This window comes from Oligoflexus sp., assembly GCF_035638955.1.
Classification (GTDB): Bacteria; Bdellovibrionota_B; Oligoflexia; order Oligoflexales; family Oligoflexaceae; genus Oligoflexus.
Map to the genome: position 1 here is coordinate 1 of NZ_DASQYZ010000173.1, position 6,556 is coordinate 6,556.

Consider the following 6,556-nt stretch of genomic DNA (forward strand, 5'->3'; position numbering starts at 1 on the left):
TTTAAATTCGAGCCAAACGATTTATGACTTTTTCGTGAGGAAATTTTTGCCGTAATATTCATGAGATAATGAGTGGAAACCAGTGTGGAGGGGCAGGTCCATGGCCGGAGCCTTTGAAGTTGCGACCCGTTCGGCAATCAACGAGATCATTGTGGATGCTGTGCAGGAGTCGAAGTTTGGGTATGTGATGTCGCATGAGGCCCTGCAGCAGATCACCGATCAGCTGTTCGACCTCTTTATCACGAGTCGAAATTTGAAGGCAGCGGGCGATCGGATGATTGCCCAGGGATTGGTGCCGGGTATGAATCCGGCGGCAGCGAAGAAGCCCAAACCTCGCTTTTGAGTCAGGCGGCGGACCTCAGGACCATCATTTCATCGACCAGCTTTTCCGCTGCCTGCTGACTGAGTCGGAAGCGGGCGCAGAAAGCTTTGTAAAGTTTTTCATCCATTTTATTGGGCTCCAACTGGATCCAATGGCCAATCTGATTGGCCAGACCCACCACCTCAGCCAGCGTAATCGGCATCGCATCATTCATCACAGGGATCTTGTGATGGTAGGCAATCGCTTCGGTCACGTGCTCCGGTAAACCCCAAAACATGGCTCCGATTTCACCCAGCACCGTGTGCTGAAAGCCGCCATTGCGTGTTTCCGCGTCCATCCAGGTGCCCAGCTTCGCCAAATCATTCAGCTCAGTCGCGTAACGATCGGCGACATCCGGCAGACACATGGCGAGCACGATCTTGCCAATATTACAGACGCTGCCCGCGATATAAATCTCGTCAGGAAGAAGATCCAATTTAAAGCGCTTGCCCAAAAATTCCGCGGCCCGTCCCACCAGAAAACTATGTTCCCAAAAGTGATCCGCATCAAAAACCTTGCTGTTGAGTTTGAAGGTTTTCAGGGCGGCGACCAGCACGATATCTTTCAAAGCATTGATGCCAATAAAGGTGATGGCGTGGGCCAGGGACTCGATTTTAGTGCCGCGCGCGCTCACGAGGTTATTGGCGATTTTCAGCACCTGAGTGGCCAGGAGTGGATCGCGTTTGGCGACGGCCGCAAGCTTGGTGGCCGAGGTATTTTCATCCTGAATGAGCGTTTGTATTTCCATGACGTAACTGGGAATGCGCGGCAGATCCTTCATGTTGGGAATCTGATTGAAGACCGACTGCGCGGTCCCGCTTAATTGTTTGTTCGGATTATACCAATCGTATTTGCCTTTGATGATCATGTTGGTCGAATTGCACGCGCAATTGAACCAAAGATGTCCCGATTCACACACCCGCCAGCGTGTGGTGTTATTCAGAAAGTCTTCGGGCGACATATATTTGCGACCACAGGTATTGCACGTTTTCAATGGATTCGCGTTCATCGTGGCCTCGGGTTGACGGCTTGGCTCTTCACGTTTTTCGGTAATTCGCAATATTCATTGAGTTCCGCTGCAGGTATCCGCCATAACGTATTGAAATGTTGGAATATTTTTAAAAATGGATCTTCGACGAAGCTCGATGTATAGCTAGAAACGGAGCGTAACCAAGGGATTTCGATGAGCCTTGTTCTGGACAAAATGCCTCTTCGCGAGCCAACTCCGACCGGCTGGCTGGAGGTGGTTATGAATGATTTTCCAAGTTTTATGCAGGACCATGCCTCCTGCGAACGCAAGGCGTCAGCCAATGCGCTGTCGCTCGTCAATAAGTTTCCGGAGTTTGAAGCTCTGATTGAGCCCATGATCTGCCTCGCCAAGGAGGAATTGGCTCACTTTCATGAGGTCTATCGCATCCTGCATAAACGCGGCATTCCGCTCGGTGTGGATGTAAAAGATCCTTATGTCACGGCCCTGCTTAAGCCAGTGAGACATAGCAGGGAGGAATATTTCCTGGACCGTCTGCTCGTGGGCTGTCTGATAGAAGCCCGGAGCTGCGAGCGTTTTACGATCGTGGCGGAAGGTCTGCAGGACTCTGAGCTTGCTCCCTTCTATCAACGGCTGGCACGCGAAGAAGCTGGTCATTTCCGAGTCTTTCTTAGATTGGCTCGCCATTATTTTTCCGAGCAAAAAGTATATGATCGTTTACAGTATCTGCTTGATATAGAAACCACGGCGATGCTATCTGCGCCGGTTCGAGCTGCTGTTCATTAATCAGGAGTATGTGCGCCATGGGTTTACGAGAACTCTTTCAAAACCATCTGCAAACTTTGCAGTCAGAAACAGCCAGGACGCTGGCTGAACTGAATCTGGATGGCCTCGTTTTAAGCGCAGGGATTCCAGGCTGGTATTTTGAAGATGATCAGAATCCACCCTTTCGCAGTAATCATCACTTTCGTCACTGGTGTCCGATGGAGGGATCGCAGCATATCCTGCTGTTCATTCCTGGCCAAAAACTTCAGTTGCGCCTCTATCAACCGGCCGATTTCTGGCATGAGTCAAAACCTTTTGAGCCGGACTTCTGGGGTGATTCCTATTCGGTGCAGATCGTCACCGACGAAGAGAAACTTTGGGCAAACCTGGCCGATGGCAAGCGCGTCGCCTATCACGGGCCGGAAACCGAAAAGGCTCGCAAGGCAGGACTTGAAGTCGAAGCGGAAGGTTTATTGTCCCGTCTCAACTGGCAACGGTTGGTGAAGTCACCTTATGAAATTCATTGCCTGGTGGATGCCACACGCAAAGCTGCAGCGGGACACAAGGCAGCGGAACGCAGTTTCCGTCAAGGCGGGAGTGAACTCGATATTCACTTTGCCTTTATGCAGGCGGCCCGGAGTCAGGAGCAGGATCTGCCCTATGAAAATATCATCGCTCTGAATGAAAAGGCGGCCTATCTCCATTATGGGGCCAAACGTGATGAAGTGCACAACGGCAAGGTGCTTTTGATCGATGCCGGTGCCAGCACGCGTGGTTACGGCTCCGATATCACCCGCACCTATGCAACCGAAGATGCCCCTGAAGAATTTCAGGCTCTGCTGACGGATATGGGCACGCTCCAAGCGGGGCTGGTGAATGCGATCACACCCAACATGATGATGGGTGATTTGCATGTGTTCGCGCATCAGCGTATTGCCGAACTTCTGATACGGCATAAGATTATTTTGGATTGCGACGTGGCGAAAGCCATCGACCTTGGTTTTACCATGGCCTTTTTCCCACACGGTCTGGGGCATATGCTGGGGCTTTTGGTGCATGATGTGGCGGGTAAACAGCTGGATCGTGCCGGTGCCGCTTCGGCTCCGGATCCACGCTTCCCCAAGCTGCGGACCACGCGTCCTCTGCAGCCGGGAACGGTCGTAACGGTTGAGCCTGGGGTTTATTTTATCAAAATGCTGCTCGAGCCCATTCGTCAGGGACCGAACTGCCGGAATCTCAACTGGGCCCTGATCGATCGCCTCATGCCCTGTGGCGGCATCAGGATTGAGGATAACATTCATGTGCATGAGCAGGGTGTTCGCAATCTGACTCGGGAACATCTGCCTTAATCAGAGCGGCTTGTGCAAGGAAAGACCCACAGCTCCGCCGGATCCGTCGGGCTGATAGAACAGGCCGACTTTGGTTTCCTGCTGCTCTTCCTTTAAATCCTGCACCAGGCGTGAGGTGCCTTCACTGGTTGGGGCATCTCCGGCTGTTTTTCTTTTCTTTTTGCTACTGCTGCCGCTATTGCCCGTCAAGCCGAATTTGGCAAAGGGATCGAAGACCGCTTCCACCACACCCAAGGTATAGAGAGCAAAGAAACCCGCGATCGCGAGGTTCTGCTGCTGCTGAGCCTTCAGCGTGAATTGCTCGTTCTGATCGAGAAAGGCCACCATTGCGGGATCATTGCCGACCGTGCTGAGGTCCACGCCGCGCATCACATCGGCAGCGTCGGCATTGGATGAACGTACTGCATTGGAGCGTTCAAAGAACATGAGAAGAAAGCCGGCCTGCGTGGTCGCCAGAGTCGTGCCCAGGATGGTTTTACCCCGTTCGAACTGGCCTACGCCGAACGGCAGAAGGTAGCTATAGGAGAAGTTTTTCGACTTCTTCTTTTCGCTGGTGAAACTTTCCGCTTTGCCACTGCTTTTCGCGGGACGCCGATCGGCGCGTGCGATGTCGGTCTGCTTGATGACCGGCAAAGGCGTGGCTATCTGAGTTTGCGCCGCGGCTGAATTTGCGATCCCGACCCAAGCCACCACGAAGAGACCAACCATCCGCTGCAAAGCTTGAAACATCATGTATGTTCCTCCTCAACTGTTCCGAATAGCCATCCATCGGGCCCTAGGATGCTGACTTAAGCGGCAGATGTGATGAAAGAGTTGGCAGGTCAGAATTTTGGAATGTTCCAAGCCGAATAAGTTAGGGAAATCGTACAGTTCGTAATGAAATTTTAAAGGTTTTCCCCAGCCCTCCGACAACTCCCTTGGAAGACACGTGGAGAGGGTAAAGGAAATGAAATCACATCACTGCTTAACTTATTTCCTGATTGTAATAATTTCCAGCGCCTGTGGTTCCTCATTGCGGCCTTCCCAAACCAATGAAAAACGTAAGAACACCGAAACCCCGCGACGCGCGGTACGACTGGAGTATGCGGCCTCGTTGGAGCCGTCCGTGGATCCCAGCGGTGTGCTGATGATTCCGGGGCAAAGACTGGATCGTTGGTCCGGCCGGACGTTTGTCGGGAGCAGTGGGTTCGATGTTGTGCCCGTGGATTGATAAGGATGCTTGCCTTGAAGATTGCATGGATCATTCTCCTCGCGATGTTGGGTGCCTGCGGCCGGGTTGATACCCACCCGGGAGCACCTGAATCGGCGCTTGACGAGCTTATGGAGCGTGGGCGTCTGCATCGTTTTATGCCGAGGCAGGCTTCGGAGTCTTTGGCTTTGACAGGTCATGCTCCTGAAATCCATAGCATCCAGCAGCTTGGTGATAGCCCTTATGCCTCGTGGATGCAGTTTGATGTGCGATTGATGCCGGATGTGGCCGCGTTTGAGTTGGAGCTGGAACTGAAAGTGGTGGCGGAGCAGTACGGCGCGATGCTCAGCAGTCTGCGCGTCGAGGAATGGTTGCCAGCTGAGCGTTTTATGAGACGGGATGAAGGCCGGGTGTTTTTGAATTACTGGCGGAAGGTTCAGGGTCTGCCGGTGCGTGATAATGTTTTGCAGCTGGTGTTTGTGGAGAGAGTGGCCGGTGTTTATCGGTTGAGTGAGATTCAAAGTAATATTACGGGTCCTGCTCCAAGTGCTGACACGCCGCGTGAAGGCATAACCCAGGACGATGCCCTGGGTTGGTTGGAAGACCTTACAGGTCGCACGGATCTGGTGGTGGAACGCCGTGGCGCGGAATGGATTCCCTTTCTTGAAGAAGGTCACTTCCATTGGCAGAAGGCGATCGTTTTTGAGTGGAGCATGGACGGAGAGCACTATCAAGCGACCCTTCTGCCCGAAGCCGGTGTGTGGCTGGATGCGTGGCCGCTGGCGGTTCATGCCAAGCCTGTGCTGACGCGCGCCTTGAAACGATCCTATGCCGAAGATGGTCCCCGAGAATATCCCTTGTCATTTAGTGCTGTGAACGGCCCTGCAGGGAATTTCGCTTTGGGAGCGGAAGCTTGGCTGCCGCAGAATCTAGCGCCGTCGACCATTGGTTTGACAGGACCCAGGGCCATGATTTTTGATAACTTATCTCCTGATTCCCTCACGCTCGCCGGTCTTCAGGAGCAGGAAGCCAGTTATTTTTTACCTGATAACGATTCCCGACTGGCGGCCGTCAATGCCTTCGTTGCCGTGCAAAGAATCAATCGCTTCGCGCGTCAATTCTTGAATGGTGATGATGCGGCCTTTTTGAATCACTCCCTGGTTGTGAATGTGAATCTCGCGGAACAATCGTGCAACGCCTTCTATTCCCCAAAACAGCAGAAACTGCTGCTTTACAAGGAAGGCAAGGGTTGTGCGAATATGGCCCTCCTCAATGATGTGATTTACCACGAATGGGGTCACGCCCTCGATGATCATGTGGGTCGCAATCCTGGAATACGCGATCCTGCGTTTTCAGAAGGCATGGCGGATGTCGTGGCCGCGTTTTACAACGATGATCCGGCGATAGCGCCTTATTTTGTCTTTGATGATCCGAGGCCCATTCGCACCCTTACCGAGGCGCGGGTCTATCCGGATGATATCGGCCCCATGCATTATGAGGGCGGCATCATTTCCAGTACGTTTTGGGAACTTCGGCAGCTTTTGATCGAACGTTATGGACCGCATCGTGGAGCGCACGTCGCGGGCCGGCTCTTCTTTCGGCATCTGCTGGCTGTCGACTCCTATCTGGAGAGCTATGCCGCCGTCCTGCGGGTGGATGATAATGACAGTAACCCAGCCACACCCGGCCCTAATCACTGCCTGATCAATGCGGTGTTTGCGCGGCATGGCCTGACGGCAGCGGAGCCCTGCGAGGATCAACCCCTTGCCCTCGAACCGGCTGCCCCTGATCTTCACCTGGCACTGCTGGATGCTGGACCCGAGGATAATGCGGTGCATGTCCTGGCGTCGGCACCGGCTGCTGATGCCATGGCCCTTTGCCTGGGTGCTCGGGCTACGTGCGAG

7 protein-coding genes are annotated in these 6,556 nt (G+C 53.4%); 5 read left to right on the plus strand and 2 right to left on the minus strand.

Annotated features, from left to right (window positions below):
• The first annotated feature begins 100 nt into the window (after window positions 1-100).
• A complete protein-coding gene (locus VE954_RS16275; RefSeq protein ID WP_324954600.1) occupies window positions 101-343 on the plus strand; it encodes a hypothetical protein in 243 nt (80 codons plus the stop codon).
• 1 nt (window position 344) lies between these two features.
• Here the strand turns inward: VE954_RS16275 and VE954_RS16280 are convergent, their stop codons facing one another.
• Window positions 345-1,370: an HDOD domain-containing protein gene (locus VE954_RS16280; protein WP_324954602.1), complete on the minus strand. Its 1,026-nt coding sequence runs from the start codon at window positions 1,368-1,370 to the stop codon at window positions 345-347.
• Between the two features lie 195 nt (window positions 1,371-1,565).
• On the opposite strand from VE954_RS16280, the gene VE954_RS16285 reads away from it, so the two are divergent.
• Both VE954_RS16285 and pepQ read left to right on the plus strand, forming a co-directional pair.
• Window positions 1,566-2,135: a tRNA-(ms[2]io[6]A)-hydroxylase gene (locus VE954_RS16285; RefSeq protein ID WP_324954612.1), complete on the plus strand. Its 570-nt coding sequence runs from the start codon at window positions 1,566-1,568 to the stop codon at window positions 2,133-2,135.
• A gap of 17 nt (window positions 2,136-2,152) precedes the next feature.
• Complete coding sequence (pepQ, locus tag VE954_RS16290; protein WP_324954604.1) at window positions 2,153-3,463, plus strand: Xaa-Pro dipeptidase; 1,311 nt, start codon at window positions 2,153-2,155, stop codon at window positions 3,461-3,463.
• On the opposite strand, the gene VE954_RS16295 is transcribed toward pepQ, so the two are convergent.
• Window positions 3,464-4,195 carry a hypothetical protein gene (locus tag VE954_RS16295; protein ID WP_324954606.1) on the minus strand — a complete coding sequence of 244 codons (732 nt, stop codon included), beginning with the start codon at window positions 4,193-4,195 and terminating at the stop codon, window positions 3,464-3,466.
• A 214-nt stretch (window positions 4,196-4,409) separates the two neighbouring features.
• Here VE954_RS16295 and VE954_RS16300 point away from each other — a divergent pair, with 214 nt between their 5' ends.
• Window positions 4,410-4,673, plus strand: a complete 264-nt coding sequence (locus VE954_RS16300; RefSeq protein ID WP_324954608.1) for a hypothetical protein — start codon at window positions 4,410-4,412, stop codon at window positions 4,671-4,673.
• Window positions 4,674-4,687: 14 nt separating this feature from the next.
• Window positions 4,688-6,556, plus strand: a 1,869-nt coding sequence (locus VE954_RS16305) for a hypothetical protein (protein ID WP_324954610.1), incomplete at its 3' end; no start/stop codon positions are given.